General features: G+C 65.5%; 14 protein-coding genes. 13 read left to right on the top strand and 1 reads right to left on the bottom strand.

Translation table 11 applies throughout. The features are described from left to right. Position 1: 1 nt before the first annotated feature. The 13 genes from QPK27_RS03095 to typA all read left to right on the top strand — a co-directional run bounded on the left by QPK27_RS03095 (position 2) and on the right by typA (position 17,898). Positions 2–940, top strand: a complete 939-nt coding sequence (locus QPK27_RS03095) for an ABC transporter permease (protein ID WP_290416740.1) — start codon at positions 2–4, stop codon at positions 938–940. Between the two features lie 7 nt (positions 941–947). Then, complete coding sequence (locus QPK27_RS03090; protein WP_290416739.1) at positions 948–1,973, top strand: ABC transporter permease; 1,026 nt, start codon at positions 948–950, stop codon at positions 1,971–1,973. Continuing rightward, on the top strand, positions 1,970–3,655 hold the full coding sequence (locus QPK27_RS03085) for an ABC transporter ATP-binding protein (protein WP_290416738.1): 1,686 nt from the start codon (positions 1,970–1,972) through the stop codon (positions 3,653–3,655). Before QPK27_RS03090 ends, QPK27_RS03085 begins: the two co-directional genes overlap by 4 nt. 88 nt (positions 3,656–3,743) lie before the next feature. Next, positions 3,744–4,688, top strand: a complete 945-nt coding sequence (locus tag QPK27_RS03080) for a VTT domain-containing protein (protein ID WP_290416737.1) — start codon at positions 3,744–3,746, stop codon at positions 4,686–4,688. A gap of 167 nt (positions 4,689–4,855) precedes the next feature. Beyond that, the gene (locus QPK27_RS03075; RefSeq protein WP_290416736.1) at positions 4,856–5,881 is read left to right on the top strand and encodes a glucokinase; all 1,026 of its coding nucleotides are present in this window, start codon (positions 4,856–4,858) and stop codon (positions 5,879–5,881) included. A 459-nt stretch (positions 5,882–6,340) separates the two neighbouring features. Continuing rightward, positions 6,341–7,087: an SMC-Scp complex subunit ScpB gene (gene scpB, locus QPK27_RS03070; RefSeq protein ID WP_290416735.1), complete on the top strand. Its 747-nt coding sequence runs from the start codon at positions 6,341–6,343 to the stop codon at positions 7,085–7,087. After that, complete coding sequence (gene rluB / locus QPK27_RS03065; RefSeq protein WP_290416957.1) at positions 7,074–9,068, top strand: 23S rRNA pseudouridine(2605) synthase RluB; 1,995 nt, start codon at positions 7,074–7,076, stop codon at positions 9,066–9,068. The genes scpB and rluB overlap by 14 nt, the downstream gene beginning before the upstream one ends. Before the next feature lie 353 nt (positions 9,069–9,421). Continuing rightward, positions 9,422–9,910, top strand: a complete 489-nt coding sequence (gene rimP, locus QPK27_RS03060; RefSeq protein ID WP_290416734.1) for a ribosome maturation factor RimP — start codon at positions 9,422–9,424, stop codon at positions 9,908–9,910. Next, positions 9,907–11,472 carry a transcription termination factor NusA gene (gene nusA, locus QPK27_RS03055; protein WP_290416733.1) on the top strand — a complete coding sequence of 522 codons (1,566 nt, stop codon included), beginning with the start codon at positions 9,907–9,909 and terminating at the stop codon, positions 11,470–11,472. The genes rimP and nusA overlap by 4 nt, the downstream gene beginning before the upstream one ends. 44 nt (positions 11,473–11,516) lie before the next feature. Next, entirely contained in the window at positions 11,517–14,381 is a 2,865-nt protein-coding gene (infB, locus tag QPK27_RS03050) for a translation initiation factor IF-2 (RefSeq protein ID WP_290416732.1), read from the top strand. Positions 14,382–14,508: 127 nt separating this feature from the next. After that, a complete protein-coding gene (gene rbfA, locus QPK27_RS03045) occupies positions 14,509–14,931 on the top strand; it encodes a 30S ribosome-binding factor RbfA (RefSeq protein ID WP_290416731.1) in 423 nt (140 codons plus the stop codon). A gap of 8 nt (positions 14,932–14,939) precedes the next feature. Further along, the gene (gene truB / locus QPK27_RS03040) at positions 14,940–15,860 is read left to right on the top strand and encodes a tRNA pseudouridine(55) synthase TruB (protein WP_290416956.1); all 921 of its coding nucleotides are present in this window, start codon (positions 14,940–14,942) and stop codon (positions 15,858–15,860) included. 202 nt (positions 15,861–16,062) lie between these two features. Then, the gene (gene typA, locus QPK27_RS03035; protein ID WP_290416730.1) at positions 16,063–17,898 is read left to right on the top strand and encodes a translational GTPase TypA; all 1,836 of its coding nucleotides are present in this window, start codon (positions 16,063–16,065) and stop codon (positions 17,896–17,898) included. A 241-nt stretch (positions 17,899–18,139) separates the two neighbouring features. Here typA and QPK27_RS03030 read toward each other — a convergent pair whose 3' ends face one another. Then, entirely contained in the window at positions 18,140–19,210 is a 1,071-nt protein-coding gene (locus tag QPK27_RS03030) for a hypothetical protein (protein WP_290416729.1), read from the bottom strand. Between the last annotated feature and the right edge of the window lie 2 nt (positions 19,211–19,212).

Below are 19,212 nucleotides of genomic sequence, written 5' to 3'. Positions count from 1 at the left end.
CATGCTGCCCTACGTCCTGCGCCGGCTGTGGCAGATGCTGCCGACCATGGGCGGCGTGGTGCTGCTGGTGTTCGTGCTGTTCAACTGGGTCGGCGGCGATCCGGCCTACCTGCTGGCCGGCAAGATGGCGGACACGGCGGCGATCGAGAACATCCGGCGCCAGCTCGGCCTGGATGAGCCGTATTACGTGCAGCTGTGGATCTTCGTCAAGCAGATCCTGACCTTCGACTTCGGCAACGCCTGGAGCACGGGCGAGCCGGTGTCGCACATCATCGCCAGCCGCCTGGGGCCGTCCCTGACGGTGCTGGTGCCGCTCACTTTGCTTGAAACGTTGTTCGGCATCGCGCTGGCGCTGGCGATCGCCTTCGTGCGCGGCTCGCTCACCGACCGCGCGGTGATGGTGGCGTGCACGGTCGGGATGTCGATCTCGATCCTGGTGTATATCTCGGTGTTCCAGTACGTATTTGCCTATCGGCTCGGGCTGTTCCCGGTGCAGGGCTGGGGCGACAGCCTCGGCCAGAACCTGCTGCACTATGCGCTGCTGCCGATCGTCATCGGGCTGGCGGTGTCGATCGCGCCGACCTTGCGCCTGTACCGCAGCTTCGTGCTGGACGAAACCGGGCAGGACTACGTGCGTACTGCGCGCGCCAAGGGATTGAGCGAGCGGCGCGTGGTGTGGGTGCACGTGCTGCGCAACGCCGCGATCCCGATCATCACCCACGTCATGGCCAGCCTGCCGGCGCTCCTGATCGGCGCCTTTCTGCTGGAGCGATTCTTCGGCATTCCCGGCATCGGGCGCGAGGTGATCCTGGCGGTCGAACGCAGCGATTTTCCGGTGATCAAGGCGATCACGGTGTACGTGGCCGCCGCGACCATGGTATTCAACCTGCTGGCCGACCTGCTGTACCGGGCTGTCGATCCGCGCGTGCAGCTGAAATGAGGACGCCATGAACGCACGCCATGATTCGGCGCCCCACGATTCGGCCGGACTGTGGCTGCTGGCCTGGCGCCGCCTGCGCGCGGACCGTGTCGCGATGGCGGCGCTGGCGACCGTGGCCGCCTGCCTGCTGCTGGTGCTGCTGTCCGGCATGGGCCTGGTGGCCGACGACTGGGAGCAAGAGGTGGCGGTCAACTACGCGCCGCCGACCTTCGTCGGGGCCGACGCCGCCGGTCGCGCACTGGCGCAGGCGCAATTGCCGCGCGCGACGCCGCCGAACGCCTTCGATCCGCTGGCGGCTGATCTGGCCGAACTCAAGGCGCAGCTGGCGGCCACCCATCCGCCGGTGGAGAAATTGACCACGCTGCCGTTCGGCGCGGATAAATGGGGCCACGACATCGTCAAGAAGACCATCAAGGGTGGCGAGACCTCGATCGTGGTCGGCCTGGTGGCGGCGCTGCTGGCGGTGACGCTGGGCACATTGTTCGGCGCCGTGTCGGGGTTCTACGGCGGCTGGGTCGATGATCTGTTCAACTGGTTCTACAGCATCTTCACGGCGATTCCGGCGATCCTGATGATCCTGGCGGTGGCCGCGGTGCTGCAGCAGAAGGGCGTGGCCACCATCGTGCTGATCCTGGGCCTGACCGGCTGGACCGGGCCGTACCGCCTGATGCGCGCCGAGTACATCAAGCACACGGCGCGCGAATACGTGATGGCGGCCGACGCCATCGGCGCTTCCAGCCTGCGCCGCATGTTCGGCCACATCCTGCCGAACGTGGCGCACGTGGCGCTGGTGCAGCTGTCGATCCTGACGGTCGGCTTCATCAAGGCCGAGGTGATCCTGTCTTTCCTCGGCTTCGGCGTGCCGGTCGGGACCGTCTCGTGGGGCAGCATGCTGAACGAAGCGCAGAACGAGCTGATTCTTGGCAAGTGGTGGCAGATGGCGGCCGCGGCCGGCGCGATGGCGACCCTGGTGACGGCTTTCTCGCTGTTCGCCGACGCGCTGCGCGATGCACTGGATCCAAAGATCAAATGAGCCAGCAAAACGAACCGCTGCTGCAGGTGCGCGACCTGCGCATTGCCTTCCGCACCGGCAAGACCAGCACGGTCGAGGCCCTGAAAGGCGTATCGTTCGACGTGCCGCAGGACGCCACCGTGGCGCTGGTGGGCGAGTCGGGCAGCGGCAAGTCGGTCGGCTCGCTGGCCGTGATGGGGCTGCTGCCGGCGCAGACCACGATCATCGATCCCGGCTCCAGCATCCGCTTCGAGGGCCGTGAGCTGCTCGGCTTGCCGGAGGCGGAACGGCGCGCGCTGTGCGGCAAGGACATCGCCATGATCTTCCAGGAGCCGATGTCCTCGCTCAATCCGGTGTTCACGATCGGCTTCCAGATCGGAGAAGTGCTGCGCCTGCACATCGGCATGGACCGGCGCGCGGCGCGCGCGCGCACGCTGCAACTGCTGGAAGAGGTCGGCATTCCCGATCCTGCTACCAGGATCGACGCCTATCCGAGCCAGATGTCGGGCGGCCAGCAGCAGCGCGTGATGATCGCGATGGCGATCGCCTGCGAACCCAAACTGCTGATCGCCGACGAGCCGACCACCGCGCTCGACGTGACCATCCAGCAGCAGATCATGGCGCTGATCGCGCGCCTGCAAAAGACGCGGCGGATGGCGGTGCTGTTCATCACTCATGACCTGGGGCTGGTGGCCGAGATCGCCGACCGCGTGATCGTGATGCGCCATGGCGAAGTGCGGGAAGAGGGCAGCGCGGTGCAAGTGTTCGGCGCCCCGCGCGACGCTTATACGCGCGCATTGCTGCAGTGCCGGCCGCGGCTCGATGCACGGCCGCTGCGCCTGCCGGTGATCGACGACGTGCTGGCGGGGCGGAGTGTCACGGACCTGCCCCAGCGCGAGCGCGGCACGACGCCCGGCGAGCCGCCGCTGCTGGTGGTGAACAAGCTGTCCAAGAGTTTCTGGTTGCGCCAGGGCTTGTTCGGCAAGCGCGAATTCCAGGCGGTAAAGGACGTGTCGTTCACGCTGGGACGCGCCAAGACGCTGGGTGTGGTGGGCGAATCCGGCTCCGGCAAGACCACGGTCGGATTGACCCTGCTGCGCCTGCACCGCGCGACCGGCGGCACGGCCATGTTCGAGGGCCGTGACCTGCTGGCCTTGTCCGCGCGCGACTATCAGCCGTACAAGCGGCGGATCCAGATCATCTTCCAGAATCCGTACGCCTCGCTCAATCCCCGCTTCACGGTCGGCCAGATCCTGCTGGAACCGATGCGCATCCACCGCATCGGGACCAGCGACGCCGAGCGCATCGACATGGCGCGCCGCCTGCTGGGCCGGGTCGGGCTGCCGGACGCCGCCTATGGCCGCTACCCGCACGAATTCTCGGGCGGCCAGCGCCAGCGCATCGCGATCGCGCGCTGCCTGACCATGCGGCCCGAGATCCTGGTGTGCGACGAATCGGTGTCGGCGCTGGACGTGTCGGTGCAGGCCCAGGTGCTGAACCTGCTGCAAGACCTGCAGGACGAATACGGCATGAGCTACATCTTCATCTCGCACGATCTGTCGGTGGTCAAGTACATCTCGGACCAGGTGATGGTGATGCAGGCCGGGCGCGTGGTCGAGCTGGCCGACGCGGACCAGTTATACCGCGATCCGCGTCATCCCTACACCCGTTCGCTGCTGGCCGCCATCCCGAAAGTGGGGTGATCCGGTCAAAAAAACGGCGGCGTTGCACATCCGCCAAAGCCCTGGGGCGCGTCCTGCCGGCGCCGGGGAATTGGGATAAACTACATGGATGCCCCACTTAGCCGAATTGATTCAGCTGTATGGTGTGCTGATCGTGTTCGCCATCGTCCTGGTCGAACAGTTCGGCCTGCCGATTCCTGCCTATCCGGTCCTGATCGTGGCCGGCGCGCTGTCGGTCGATGCCGATGTCTCGTGGCACCTGGTGTGGCTGGCAGCGATCGGCGCCTGCCTGATCTGCGACTATTTCTGGTTCCGCGCCGGGCGCTTCTACGGCAAGCGTATCCTGCGGCTGCTGTGCAAGATCTCGCTGTCGCCCGATTCCTGCGTCAACCAGACCGAAGACCGCTTCCGCAAGTTCGGCGTCAAGTCGCTGCTGGTGTCGAAATTCATCCCCGGCTTCAATACCGTGGCCACGCCGCTGTCGGGCGCGATCGGCACCGGCAAGCGCGAATTCCTGCTGTATTCGATTACCGGCGCGGCGCTGTGGAGCGGCACCGGCATCCTGCTCGGGGTCTGGTTCCACAACAGCGTCGACGGCGTGCTCGACACGCTCTCGACCACCGGCAGCACGGCGCTGGTGGTGGTGGCCGGCCTGCTTGGCCTGTTCGTCGCCTTCAAGTACGCCGAGCGCCGCCGCCACCGCGCACGCAACGCGATGGAGCGGATCGAGGTCGGCGAACTGCTGGACCTGATCGACAGCGGGCGCGACCCGTTGATCATCGACGCGCGCAGCCTGAGCGCGCAGCAGATGGAAGCGGCGATTCCCGGCGCGCTGGTGTTCAAGGCGTGCCAGCCCGAGCACCTGATGGCTTCGCTCGACCGCGATCGCCACATCGTCGTCTACTGCAGCTGCCCCAACGACGTCACCGCGGCGGAGGTGGCGCGCCAGTTCGTGTCCAACGGCTTCCACCGTGCGCGGCCGCTCAAGGGCGGGCTGGATGCGTGGAACGGGCGCCGTCCGGCCGATCCGGAACTCGATCCGGCGACTTGCTGACCCACCAAGGCAAGGGTGTTTAGTAGTTCTACTACGCGCTGTGGCACTGCGGCTAGCTACTCAGGACCGAATCTGTTGCGCACCCTGTACCTAAACTACAAAAATCATTTGCTGTGCATGCAGAAACTTGTGTAAGCTTGGCCCCCATCGCTTTTACACGTTTTGCAATGACCGCTTTCTCGCCCAGCTCTTCGACCGCACCGCGCCAGCACGCCGGCGGCGCCCGCCTGCTCGCCGATATCGGCGGCACCAATTGCCGTCTCGCGCTGGAGCTGGGGCCGGGCCGGATCGCCCACGTCGAAGTGCTGGCCTGCAAGGCCCACGAGACGCTGGGCCACGCCATGCGCGCCTACCTGGCGCTGCCGGCGGTCCTGCAGGCAGCGGCCGACAACGGCGGCGCGATCCGCCACGCGGCGATCGCCATCGCCAATCCGGTCAACGGCGACTACGTGCGCATGACCAATCACCACTGGGAATTCTCGACCGAAGCGCTGCGCCAGGAATGCGGCCTCGAGACGCTGCTGGTGGTGAATGACTTTTCGGCGCTGGCGCGTTCGCTGCCGCATCTGGGCGCGCAGAAGGTGCAGGTCGGCGGCGGTGCGGCGCAGCCGGATTCGCCGCTGGGCCTGCTCGGCGCCGGTACCGGTCTTGGCGTCTCCGGGCTGATCCCGTGCAATGGAAGCTGGACCGCGCTGCGTAGCGAAGGCGGCCACGTCACCTTTTCGCCCGCCAACGAGCAGGAAGTCGCGATCCTGCAATACGCCTGGCGCGAGTTCGAGCACGTTTCGGCCGAGCGCTTCCTGTCCGGCGCCGGCATCGAGCTGATCTACCGCGCCCTGGCCGATCGTGCCGGCCGTCCGGGCGAGCGCCTGGACGCGCCCGAGATCGCGCGCCGCGCGCTGGGTGGCGAATGTGCCCTGTGCAACGAGGTGCTGGAAGCTTTCTGCGGCATGCTCGGCACCGTGGCCGGCAACCTGGCGGTGACGCTGGGCGCCTCGGGTGGCATCTATATCGGCGGCGGCATCGTGCCGCGCCTGGGTCAGCGTTTCCACGACTCGTGCTTCCGCGCCCGCTTCGAACAGAAGGGCCGCTTCAAGGATTACCTGGCCGGCGTGCCGGTGTACGTCATCACCGCCGAGTACCCGGCGTTTCTTGGCGTGTCGGCGATTTTGTCGGAAAAACTGTCCGACTGACGCCATTCAATCGGGCGAATCGCGCTTGACGCCGCCGCCCGCTTGTCCACTGGCCGGTTTTATCGGTTACAATGGCCGCCAGTTGCAAGAAAGACGCCTTCCACTCGCGTGCCGCACCAGGCCGCGCGCCCCGGGGCCCCTGGTCCGCGGCGGTGCCCGAGTTCCGCGTCTGCACTGGCATGAACAAGAGCATGCGCGTTAAAATCAACCGCTTCAAAATCAGTAGCTAGCAGCCCGCCGCGCAAAGCGGGCCGCCTCCGGCGGGTTCCTTGCCCGTCATGGTATGTCAGCCCGGCGCGTCCATGCCCGGGCCTTGGATTTCCGGTTTCAGGTGGTCGACAGAGAGCGTCGAAACGACGGCGGCCAGATGCCATGGTTGCCGGCACGTGCCGATCCGCACCGCCTGCCTGTGGAAATGCCGGCCGAACCGGTTTTGTTTGATGTGACTTTCATTGCGATATGAATACTGACGAGGCCAAGCGCGTCCTCGAAACCGCCTTGTTGTGCGCCCGCGAGCCGATGACGATCCATGGCATGAAGCGTCTGTTCGCCGAGGTCGATGCGGGCGGTCGCCCGGTCGGCGCCGGTGTCGGCGCCGACACGATCAAGATCTTGCTGGAAGAATTGCGCCAGGACTGGGATGGGCGCGGCATCGAGATCGTCAGCCTGGCATCCGGCTGGCGCTTCCAGAGCCGGCCCGAGATGAAGCCCTATCTCGACCGCCTGTCGCCCGAGAAGCCGCCGAAGTATTCGCGCGCAACGCTGGAAACGCTGGCGATCATCGCCTACCGTCAGCCGGTCACGCGCGGCGACATCGAAGAGATCCGCGGCGTGGCGGTCAATTCGCAGACCATCAAGATGCTGGAAGACCGCGGCTGGATCGATGTGGTTGGCCACCGCGAAGTGGTGGGGCGCCCGGCGCTGCTGGGCACCACGCGCCAGTTCCTGGACGACCTGGGCTTGAATGCGCTGTCCCAGCTGCCGCCGCTGCAGCCGCTGGCCGAAGGCCCCGACAGCCGCAGCCTGGAAGCGCTGGAGGCGGCATTGAACGACAACTTTGACAAGGCGGATGCCGGCGCGGCCATCGCCGATATTGCACCAGATACAGATACTTCACCCGTTGAAGTGCCGATTCATGACCCGACAGGAGACGGAATTGCCGAGACGGGTCTGCACAATAAAGACACGAATGATGAATCCAACTGAACCAACCGAGACGACGCCTGTCGACGCCGGCGCAACCGCCGCCGCCAAGCCGAAGCGCCGCACCAAGGCCGCAATCGCCGCCGAAACCGCTGCTGCACCTGCAGCGGAAGGCGTCGCCGAAGCGCCGGCCAAGCCGAAGCGCACCCGCAAGACCGCCGCTGCCGACACCGCCGACGCGCCTGCCGCAGAAGCGCCGGCTGCCGCTCCGGCAGAAGCCGTCGAGAAGCCGGCCGCCAAGCCGCGCAAGCCGCGCGCCACCAAGGCCGCCAGGGAAGAGCAGGCCGCAGCACCGGTCGAGAGCGCACCAGCCGCCATTGAAGCGCCGGCCGTTGAAGCGACCTCGACCGAAACCCGCAAGCCGCGCGGCCCGCGCCAGATGCGCGAGCAGCGCGCCGTGCGCGAAGCGCTGCAGCAGGCCGCCGCGCCCGCCGTCGCCGCCGAGGAGCCGGTCCAGGCCGCGCAGCAGGACGTGGCGCCGGCCGCCGAAGCGCCGCAGGAAGGCAAGCCCGAAAGCCGTGGCCGCAACCAGAAGCAGGGCAAGCGTGGCCAGCAGAACGCCAGGCCGGGCCAGCAGCAAGGCCAGGGCCAGGCCCAAGGTCAGGGCCAGCAGAACGGCCGCCAGCAGCAAGGCAAGGGCAAGCAGCAAGCCAAAGGCAAGCCGGGCAAGGGCAATGAGGCCGACGCCGTGTTCTCGTTCGTCACCTCGGACGCGTTCGACGCCAGCGAAGGCGGCCGCGGCAATGCGCCGAAGGCCGCGCGCCGCGACCTGACCGCCGACGACGACGCGCCGAAGCTGCACAAGGTGCTGGCCGAAGCCGGCCTGGGTTCGCGCCGCGACATGGAAGAACTGATCGTCGCCGGCCGCGTGTCGGTGAACGGCGAGCCGGCCCACATCGGCCAGCGCATCCTGCCGACCGACGCGGTGCGCATCAACGGCAAGCTGATCCAGCGCCGCGTGAGCAGCAAGCCGCCGCGCGTGCTGGTGTACCACAAGCCGGCCGGCGAGATCGTCAGCCACGACGATCCGGAAGGCCGTCCGTCGGTGTTCGACCGCCTGCCGACCATGAAGACCGGCAAATGGCTGGCCGTCGGCCGCCTTGACTTCAATACCGAAGGCTTGCTGCTGTTCACCACCTCGGGCGACCTGGCCAACCGGCTGATGCACCCGCGCTACAGCATCGACCGCGAATACGCGGTGCGCACGCTGGGCGAGCTGGAAGAAGGCATGCGCCAGAAGTTGCTCGCCGGCGTCGAGCTCGACGACGGCAAGGCCAACTTCTCGAAAGTCCAGGACGGCGGCGGCGAAGGCATCAACAAGTGGTACCGCGTGGTGATCGGCGAAGGCCGCAACCGCGAGGTGCGCCGCATGTTCGAAGCGGTCGGCCTGACCGTCTCGCGCCTGATCCGTACCCGCTACGGCGCCATGACCCTGCCGACCGGGCTCAAGCGCGGCCGCTGGGAAGAGCTGGAAGAGAACGACGTGCGCAACTTCATGGCGGCGTTCGGCATCGAGAAGAAGAGCGGTCCGAGCGAGAAGGCGCAGGCCAAGGGCGCCAAGGCGGCCAAGGCGCGCGAGCAGGGTCAGCGCGACGGCAACCGCGACCGTGCCGACGGCAACCGCATCGACCGCGCCGACGCCAACCGCAACGTCGATCCTTTCGGTCCGCCGGTGGCGCGCGTCGGTGCGCAGCGCGGCCAGGGCATCCTGAACGGTCCGCTGCCGGGCGTGAAGCAGCCTGCCGGTCCACGCCAGGGCGGTCGTCCGAACGGCGGCGGCCAGGGCGGCAAGGGCAAGGGTGGTTTCGGCGGTAACGCCAGTGCCGGCGGCCAGAGCGGCCGTCCGACCTCCAGCCGTCCGCGCCAGCCGGATCCGCTGCAGACCACCTTCGGCTATGCCGGCGCCGGCGGCGGCGGTCGCCGTGGCGGCCAGGGTCCGCGCGGTTCCGAGCACGGCCTGCCGCGCCGCGGTCGCCGCGGCTAAACCGGCCCGGCAGAGCTCACGGTCGTACTGATCGGTTTCTTCGGCGCAGGTCTGCGCCGGAGTGCCCGATTTACGCCGCTGTTGGTGCCACATTGTTATAAAAATGTAGCTAGGCAATGACGTTGCGTTAACTGTTGTTTAGCTGTTCATTTTTAGTGCGGCGATTGCGGGATAAGTGAAAAAGCCGTATAATTTGCAGCCTAATCGAAGTCCTTCCCAACGTGGTATCCAGCGTATCGAATACGCGTGTATCTGGTGCAAGTGCTTTCATCTGGTTGGGTTGTGAATACAAAAAGATGGGCAGATGCCCATTTTTTTTTTGGTAAATCGTTTTAAAGCCCTGGAGAAGGACCGTGCAGCAGTTTGATTTGATCGCCACGACGGTGGCTGGCCTTGGCTACGAACTCGTTGAAGTCGAACGGGGCGAGCGCGGGATTCTGCGCGTGTACATCGATTTTCCGGCCGACATGGTGGAAGAGAAGGGCCCGATCACGGTCGAGGACTGCGCCACGGTGAGCCACCAGCTGTCGCACGTGCTGACGGTGGAGAACATCGATTACGAACGGTTGGAAATTTCGTCGCCGGGCCTCGATCGCCCGGTGCGGACCCTGGCCGACTTTGCGCGCTTTGCCGGCCTCGAGTGCACGGTCAAGCTGCGCGTCGCCATGCCCGGCACCGCCAACCGGAAAACCTATACCGGTATCCTGCGCGGCGTCGAAGGCGACAAGGTCGGGCTGGAATTTGATGATAAAGATGGCGCGGCGTTGTTGGAATTTACGCTGGCCGAATTGGACAAGGCACGTTTGGTGCCGCAGGTGGATTTTAGGAGTCGCAAAGCATGAGTCGCGAAATTTTATTGCTGGTGGATGCGCTCGCGCGCGAAAAGAACGTCGACAAGGAAGTCGTTTTCGGAGCGCTCGAGTTCGCGCTGGCGCAAGCCACGAAAAAGCGCTATGAAGGCGAGGTCGACATTCGCGTATCGATCGACCGCGACACCGGCGAATTCGAGACTTTCCGCCGCTGGCACGTCGTTCCCGACGAAGCCGGCCTGCAGCTGCCTGACCAGGAAATCCTGCACTTCGAAGCCAAGGAACAGATTCCGGACATCGAAGTCGACGAATACATCGAAGAGCCGATCGAGTCGGTCGAGTTCGGTCGTCGTTTCGCCCAGGACACCAAGCAGGTCGTGCTGCAGCGCGTGCGCGATGCCGAGCGCGAGCAGATCCTGCAAGACTTCCTGGAGCGCGGCGACTCGCTGGTCACCGGCACCATCAAGCGCATGGAACGCGGCGATGCGATCGTCGAGTCGGGCAAGATCGAAGCGCGCCTGCCGCGCGACCAGATGATCCCGAAAGAAAACCTGCGTATCGGCGACCGCGTGCGTGCCTACATCCTGCGCGTGGACCGCAATATGCGCGGCCCGCAGGTGATTCTGTCGCGCACCGCGCCGGAATTCATCATGAAGCTGTTCGAACTGGAAGTGCCAGAGATCGAGCAAGGCCTGCTGCAGATCAAATCGGCGGCCCGCGATGCCGGCGTGCGCGCCAAGATCGCCGTGTTCACGGCCGACAAGCGCATCGACCCGATCGGCACCTGCGTCGGCATGCGCGGTTCGCGCGTGCAGGCCGTGACCGGCGAGCTGGGCGGCGAGCGCGTGGACATCGTGCTGTGGTCGGACGATCCGGCCCAGTTCGTGATCGGCGCGCTGGCTCCGGCCAATGTGTCGTCGATCATGGTCGATGAAGAAAAGCACGCGATGGACGTCGTCGTGGACGAAGAAAACCTGGCGATCGCGATCGGCCGTTCGGGCCAGAACGTGCGCCTGGCGTCCGAGCTGACCGGCTGGAAGATCAACATCATGACGGCCGAGGAATCGGCCAACAAGGTGGCCCAGGAAACGGCAGCGATCCGCGTGCTGTTCATGGAAAAACTGGACGTCGACCAGGAAGTGGCCGACATCCTGGTGGAAGAAGGCTTCTCGAGCCTTGAAGAAATCGCTTATGTACCAATTTCCGAGATGCTGGAAATCGAATCGTTCGACGAAGACACCGTCAACGAACTTCGCACCCGCGCTCGCGACGCGCTGGTGACCGAAGCGATCGCTTCCGAAGAAGGCCTCGAGGGCATGGAAGAAGCCCTGGTCAATCTGGAAGGCATGGACCGTACCGTTGCCGGCAAGCTTGGCCTGGCTGGTATCAAGACGGTCGAAGCATTCGCGGCACTCGCCTATGACGAATTCGGCGCCATCCTGGCGTTGTCGTCGGACCGTGCACGCGAACTGATCAAGAGTGAATTTAATGATGTGACCGACGACGAGATGAAACTGGTCGATGGCAAGTATGACGACCGGGCGAAAGCACTGCAGGCGAAAGCCTGGAGCCTGGTGGAAACGGCCAAAGCTTGAGTAATTTCTTATCATCTGTCGCGACACGTAGAAAAGAGGACTGAATGGCGAGTAACAACGTAGCCCAATTTGCCACCGAGCTGAAGATGCCTGCAGACCTGCTGCTGACCCAGCTGCGTTCGGCCGGCGTCGAGAAAAGCTCGACGTCAGATCCCTTGTCGAAAGATGATAAGGACAAGCTGCTGAACCACCTGCGCCGTACCCACGGCGCAAGCGACACCGGCGAGAAGAAAAAGATCACGGTGACGCGCAAGGAAACCAGCGAGATCAAGCAGGCGGATTCGTCGGGCAAGTCGCGCACGATCCAGGTCGAAGTGCGCAAGAAGCGCACCTTCGTCCAGCGCGACGATCTGGTCACCAACAAGGCGCCGGAAGCACCGGTCGTCGACGCCGCCGAACAGGCGCGCCGCGAGGAAGACGCACGCCGTCAGACCGAGCTGATCGCGCGTCAGGAAGCCGACCTGCGTGAAAAGCAGGAACGCCTGGCCAAGCTGGAAGCCGAAGAAAAGGCGCAAGCCAAGGCCGCTGAAGAGCAGGCTAAGCGCGAAGCCGAAGAGCAAGCCAAGCGCGACGCCGCCGACAAGGCTGCGGCCGAGAAGGCTGCCGCCGCTGCTGCGGGCGCGGCCAAGGAAGCGGCCGCCGCCGGCGCCGCGACCGCTGCCAACGAGCAGGTCAATGCCGAAGCCAAGCGCGTTGCCGACGAACTGAAGGCGCGCAACGAAGCCGCCGCCAAGGAAGCCGCCGAACGCGCTGCCGCCACCGAGCGCGCACGCAAGGCCGTGGCCGACGAAGTGGCGCAGATCAAGGCCATGATGAGCCAGCCGCGCCGCGTGATCAAGGCGCCGGAACCGGCGCCGAAGCCGGCCGCTCCGGCCGCCGCGCCTGCCGGCACGCTGCACAAGCCTGCCGACAAGAAGCCGGGCGAAGTCAAGAAGGACGACGCCAAGAAGCCGGGCGACAAGAAGTCGATCAAGTCGGCCAATGTGTCGTCGACCTGGTCGGATGACAAGAAGCGTGGCGGCCAGGGTCTGAAGACCCGTGGCGCACCTGCCGGCGGCGGTGGCCGTGACGGCTGGCGCAGCGGTGGCCGTGGCGGTCGCCGCGGTCATGGCGACGACCGCGAATCGAACTTCCAGGCCCCGACCGAGGCGATCGTGAAGGACGTGCACGTTCCCGAGACCATCACGGTCGCGGAACTGGCGCACAAGATGTCGGTCAAGGCATCCGAGGTCATCAAGCAGCTGATGAAGCTGGGCCAGATGTGCACCATCAACCAGGTGCTGGACCAGGAAACCGCGATGATCCTGGTGGAAGAGATGGGCCACAAGGCCTTCGCTGCCGCCGAGGACGATCCGGAAGCGATCCTGGCCGACCAGGGCGAGCATACCGAGTTCGAATCGACGCCGCGTGCGCCGGTCGTGACCGTCATGGGCCACGTCGACCACGGCAAGACCTCGCTGCTGGACTATATCCGTCGCGCCAAAGTCGCCTCGGGCGAAGCCGGCGGCATTACCCAGCACATCGGTGCGTACCACGTGGACACCCCGCGCGGCATGATCACCTTCCTGGATACCCCGGGCCACGAAGCCTTTACGGCAATGCGTGCCCGCGGCGCGAAAGCGACCGACATTGTCATCCTGGTGGTGGCGGCGGACGACGGCGTGATGCCGCAGACGAAAGAGGCGATCGCCCACGCGAAAGCGGCCGGCGTGCCGCTGGTGGTGGCGATCAACAAGATCGACAAGCAGGGCGCCAACCCGGATCGCGTGACCCAGGAACTGGTCGCCGAAGGCGTGGTGCCGGAAGAATACGGTGGCGAGTCGCCATTCGTGCCAGTGTCGGCGAAAGTCGGCACCGGCATCGACGACCTGCTCGAGAACGTGCTGCTGCAGGCCGAAGTGCTGGAACTGAAGGCGCCGACCGAGTCGCTGGCGCGTGGCCTGGTGGTCGAAGCCCGTCTGGACAAGGGCCGCGGCCCGGTCGCGACGATTCTGGTGCAGTCGGGTACCCTGAAGCGCGGCGACGTCGTGCTGGCAGGTTCCTCGTTCGGCCGCGTCCGTGCCATGCTGGACGAGAACGGCAAGGCGATCGCCAACGCCGGTCCGTCGATTCCCGTGGAGATCCAGGGCCTGACCGAAGTGCCGAGCGCCGGCGAAGAAGTCATGGTCATGGCCGACGAGCGCAAGGCGCGTGAAATCGCCCTGTTCCGTCAAGGTAAGTTCCGCGACGTGAAACTGGCCAAGCAGCAAGCCGCGAAGCTCGAGAACATGTTCGAGCAGATGGCCGAAGGCGAAGTCAAGAACCTGCCGCTGATCGTCAAGACCGACGTGCAGGGTTCGCAGGAAGCGCTGGTCGGTTCGCTGCAGAAGCTGTCGACTTCGGAAGTGCGGGTCCAGATCGTGCACGCGGCGGTCGGCGGCATCACCGAGTCGGACGTCAACCTGGCGACCGCGTCGAAGGCAGTCATCATCGGCTTCAACGCCCGTGCCGACGCCCAGGCGCGCAAGCTGGCCGAAGCCAACGGTGTCGACATCCGCTACTACAGCATCATTTACGATGCGATCGACGAGATCAAGACCGCACTGTCGGGCATGCTGGCGCCGGAGAAGCGCGAGACCATCACCGGCCAGGTCGAGATTCGCCAGGTCATCCTGGTCTCGAAAGTCGGCGCGATCGCGGGCTGCCTGGTCACCGATGGCGTGGTCAAGCGTTCCTCCTCGGTTCGCCTGCTGCGCAACAACATCGTGGTCTGGACCGGCGAGATCGACTCGCTCAAGCGCTTCAAGGACGACGCGAAAGAAGTGCGCGCCGGTCTGGAATGCGGCCTGTCGCTGAAGGGCAACAACGAAATCCAGGTCGGCGACGTCCTGGAAGTGTTCGAAGTGCAGGAAGTGGCGCGTACGCTGTAACCCATTCGGTTGGCGTACGATAGGGCCAGGACGCTTTGCGGCGAATGTCGCGAAGGGCCTGGCCCTTTTATTTGGCTCCGTACCCGACGGCGCCCGGATTCACGATAAGAATAGACCGAGCAACATCATGGCAAAACACAGCAAAAGCATTCCCCAGCGCGGCCTGCGCGTCGCCGACCAGATCCAGAAAGACCTGTCGGAACTGATCGCCTTCGAACTCAAGGACCCGCGCGTCGGCATGGTCACCATCAGCGAAGTGCAGCTGACCCCCGATTACGCCCACGCCAAGATCTACTTCACCCTGCTGAAGGACAGTCCGGAAGAAGTGCGCCAGACCCTGGAAGGCCTGAACAAGGCCTCCGGCTACCTGCGCAACATGCTGGGCAAGCGCCTGCACATCCACACGCTGCCGTCGCTGCACTTCCACCACGACACCTCCACGGTGCGCGGCATGGCGATGTCGGCCCTGATCGACCAGGCAAACGCGACCCGCGCCGCCGACTACGAAGAAAACCAGGACCAGGCAGGCAGCAAGGAAGAGCGGGAGTGAACAAGCAAGTGAGCGCTCGCCCACCGAAGAAGCCGCGCGACCTGGTCGACGGCGTGCTGCTGCTCGACAAGCCGGTCGGCCTGTCGTCGAACGACGCCCTGATCAAGGCCAAGCGCGTGCTGAACGCGAAAAAGGCCGGCCACACCGGCACGCTGGACCCGTTCGCCACCGGCCTGCTACCGCTGTGCTTTGGCGAGGCAACCAAGTTCTCGCAGGACTTGCTGGAAGCCGATAAAACCTACGAGGCGACTGTCCACCTGGGCATCGTCACCACCACCGGCGATACCGAAGGCGAAGCGGTCGAAACGCGCGAGGTCGACGTCACGCCCGAGCAGATCGAAGCGGCGCTGGCGCGCTTCCGTGGCCCGATTAACCAAGTGCCGCCGATGTATTCCGCGCTCAAGCGCGACGGCAAGGCGCTGTACGAATACGCACGCGAAGGCATCGTGCTGGAGCGCGAAGCGCGTCCGGTCACCATCCATGCGCTGTCGCTGGTCGAGTACGCCGCGCCGTTCCTGAAGATCCGCGTCACGTGCAGCAAGGGCACCTACGTGCGCGTGCTGGGCGAGGACATCGGCGCCGCGCTCGGTTGCGGCGCGCACCTGAACGCGCTGCGCCGCATCGAAGTCGGCGCGCTGGACGTGACCGGCATGATCACGCTCGACGCGCTGCTGGCCCATCCCGATCCGCTGTCGCTGTTGCGGCCGGTCGATGCGCTGCTGTCGACCTTCCCATCGGTCGAGCTCACGGCCGAACTGGCCAAGCGCTTCCTGCAGGGCCAGCGCCTGGCGCTGGGCAAGGAAGCGATCGAGGTGCCGCAGCAGCAGGGCAGGGTGCGCATCTACCACGATGGCCGCCTGCTCGGCACCGGGCAATTGGGCGAATATGCGATCCTGGCCCCGGAGCGCCTGATTTCGACCGCGCCTTGACGCAACAACCACATCCTGGTGACACGGCCCCGGCAGTGTCACCAGCCTGTCACAGGCTGCGGCTATTCTCCGGCAAGAGCACAAACTATCCATGCTATACTAGTCGGTTTCCGAAATCGCAAACATCGCACTAGTCGGCAGTATCGGACTTTCGTACGGCAGTCACGTACACCTTCGTACACCACGCAACTTTCATAAGACCATGTCAAACACCAAACGCGCGATTCGTAATATCGCAATCATTGCCCACGTTGACCACGGCAAGACCACCCTGGTGGACCAACTGCTGCGTCAGTCGGGCACCTTCCGTGAGAACCAGGCCGTGGACACCCGCGTCATGGACTCGAACGACCTCGAAAAAGAGCGCGGCATTACGATTCTGTCGAAGAACTGCGCGGTCGAGTACGAAGGCACCCACATCAACATCGTCGACACCCCGGGCCACGCCGACTTCGGCGGCGAAGTGGAACGCGTGCTGTCGATGGTCGACTCGGTGCTGCTGCTGGTCGATGCGCAGGAAGGCCCGATGCCGCAGACCCGCTTCGTGACCCGCAAGGCGCTGGCACTGGGTCTGAAGCCGATCGTCGTGGTCAACAAGATCGACCGTCCGGGCGCGCGCGCCGACTGGGCGATCAACCAGACCTTCGAACTGTTCGACAAGCTGGGCGCGACCGACGAGCAGCTGGACTTCCCGATCGTCTACGCGTCGGGCCTGAACGGCTACGCCGGCATGGACGAAAGCGTGCGCGGCGGCGACATGAAGCCGCTGTTCGACGCCATCCTGAAATACGTGCCGGTGCGTGACGACAATCCCGACGGCCCGCTGCAGATGCAGATCACCTCGCTGGACTACTCGTCGTACGTCGGCAAGATCGGCATCGGCCGCGTCAACCGTGGCCGCGTCAAGACCGGCCAGGACGTGATCGTCCTGAACGGCCCTGATTCGACCCCGATCAAAGGCCGCATCAACCAGGTGCTGAACTTCAAGGGCCTGGAGCGCGTGCTGGTCGACGAAGCCGTTGCCGGCGACATCTGTCTGATCAACGGTATCGAAGAAATCGGCATCGGTTCGACAGTGTGCGCCGTGGACACCCCGGAAGCGCTGCCGATGCTGACCGTCGACGAGCCGACCCTGACCATGAACTTCATGGTCAACAACTCGCCGCTGGCCGGCCGCGAAGGCAAGTTCGTCACCAGCCGCCAGCTGCGCGAGCGCCTGGAGCGTGAACTGAAGGCCAACGTCGCGCTGCGCGTGTCGCCGACCGACGACGACACCACCTTCGAAGTGTCGGGCCGCGGCGAACTGCACCTGACCATTCTGCTGGAAAACATGCGTCGCGAAGGCTTCGAGCTGGCGGTGTCGCGTCCACGCGTGGTGTACAAGATGGTCGATGGCGTGCGCCATGAGCCGTACGAAAACCTGACCGTCGACGTCGAAGAAGCCAACCAGGGTGGCGTGATGGAAGAACTGGGCCGCCGCCGTGGCGACCTGCAGAACATGGAATCCGACGGTAAAGGCCGTGTTCGTCTGGAATACCTGATCCCGGCCCGTGGCCTGATCGGCTTCCAGGGCGAATTCATGACCCTGACCCGCGGCACCGGCCTGATGAGCCACGTGTTCCACGAATACGCCGCCGTCGACAACAGCAAGGGCGAACTGGCCGGCCGTCGCAACGGCGTGCTGATCTCGCAGGATGACGGCGCCGCCGTCGCCTACGCGATCTGGAAGCTGCAGGACCGCGGCCGCATGTTCGTCGAGCACAACACCCCGGTGTACGAAGGCATGATCATCGGCATCCACTCGCGCGACAACGACCTGGTCGTCAACCCGATCAAGGGCAAGCAGCTGACCAACGTGCGTTCGTCGGGTACCGACGAAGCCGTGCGCCTGGTGCCGCCGATCCAGATGTCGCTGGAATACGCCGTCGAGTTCATCGAGGACGACGAACTGGTCGAGATCACCCCGAAATCGATCCGTCTGCGCAAGCGTTACCTGAAAGAGCACGAGCGCAAGAAGGCAAGCCGCGAAGGCGCGTAAGCGTCCGTGGCATGGGCAGCTTCGGCTGCCTGCCAATGAAAAACCCGCTGCTTTGCAAGCGGGTTTTTTTTACGTCGAGAGTATTGGGAGTAGGGTTGGCGGCTCTGCCGCCGACGCGTTCAGCCAGCGCACGCATCGCAGTAACGCATACCGCTGTTGAACGCGTCGGCGGCAAGCCGCCAACCCTACAAAAAAAGCTCCGGGGCAGGGCCGCGGAGCTTTTTGGGGATCGTGAGTGGGATCAGCGCAGACCGAGCAGCGCCTGCACCCGCTCCCGGCTGACGCCGACCAGCGCCGACGTGATCGCCAGCAGCGACTCGTAGTCATGGCTGGCGGCAGTCGCCGAAAAGTCTTGCGCGATCTGTTCCAGTTCGACGGTCGGAATCTCGGGCTGGGCGGTACGCGCCATCGCCGCGCTCAGCGCCATCGAGGCCGCGTCCTGCGAGCGGCGCACGCGCGCCAGCGCCTGCACCACTTCGCGCAGGCTCTGGCGCAGGGCGTCAGCGTTGCCCAGTTCCCATTCCTGCGGCGCCAGCGAAGCCGGCACTTCGGCCGTGTCGACGCGGCCGCGGCCGGTGACGGCGATGGCGTCCTTGACGCCGCTCCAGCTCGACTCCGGCGTGGTGAACACCAGCTGGCGGTTCTGGTCCAATCCGGCGCGCACGTTGACCGGCGCCAGGGCGCGATCCAGGCGCTTGGCGACTTCTTCCGCCGTCATGCCGGGTTCGATCGTGGCCGACAGCTGCGGGCCGCCGGCGGCGCCGACCGAGAAGCCGAGCGTCTGCGGCGCGGCTGCCTGCAGCGAGGCCAGGTCGAGGCTGGCGATGCGGAAGCGCTGCTGCGCCGGCTGGCCGTCGTTGAACTCGAGCTGGGCGTCCAGGCCGTCGCCGCCCTGGCTGCGGCGCGCGTCCAGCGTGCGGCCGAGCTGGGCGGCGCGGGCCTCGAGCTGGCGTGCGTTGCCGCCGCGGTTCGAGATCCTGCTGCTGAGGTCGGCCTTCAGTGCTTCGAGCTGGCTGGCGACGCGTTCGAGGTAGTCGATCGCTTGCTGGGCGCGCGCGACCTCGCTTTGCAGGTTCTGGTTCCAGTCGATGCCGCGCTTGAGCGCGCCCGAGCCGGGTGGGGTGCGGGTGACCGGACGGCTGTCGGCGTCGGGGGTGCGCACCGCGACCGCGCGTCCGGTCGCCGGCGTGCTCTGGGCGCCGGTGTTGCCGCTGACGACTGCGCTGTTGAGGACGCTGTTCAGGGCGCCGTTGCCGGTGGTGGCGGTGGCCGTGGTCGAGGTCAGAGACGAGGTGCGAAGAGCTGCTTCCATGG

The organism is Massilia sp. YIM B02443, assembly GCF_030411955.1.
Lineage (GTDB): Bacteria > Pseudomonadota > Gammaproteobacteria > Burkholderiales > Burkholderiaceae_D > Telluria.
Note: the sequence above shows the minus strand (reverse complement) of the source record. Positions and strands in the feature narration are given on the sequence as shown.